This window comes from Bradyrhizobium uaiense (assembly GCF_010811875.1).
In the GTDB taxonomy this organism is placed as follows: domain Bacteria; phylum Pseudomonadota; class Alphaproteobacteria; order Rhizobiales; family Xanthobacteraceae; genus Bradyrhizobium; species Bradyrhizobium uaiense.
On sequence record NZ_VKHP01000797.1, the window covers coordinates 1 to 248 of the forward strand.

The 248-nt window shown below is 68.1% G+C and carries 1 pseudogene; it reads right to left on the reverse strand.

What is annotated here, in order from left to right:
• Positions 1-120: 120 nt before the first annotated feature.
• Positions 121-248, reverse strand: a pseudogene (locus FNJ47_RS54255) (IS66 family transposase); the annotation flags it as partial.

Sequence of the window (248 nt, forward strand, 5' to 3'; positions counted from 1 at the left end):
CCATGACCCGAGAGTCGCGTGCGGACGCCCTGTCCGGGACGCTCGCCTTCTGCTGGTCGCATCTGAGGCGCCAGCTTGTGAAGATCGAGCGGGAGGCTGCGCCGGCGCCAGCTCCGGTTGCCCGCGATAGCCCTCGAGCAAGCGCAAGCCATGAACGGCCCCACGGCCCGGTGCATAGGCATAGACCACGCAAGGTGGGTCAGGTCCGGCCCACGGTCTGTCATCGCGCGAGAGCGCCCAGAAGTAAC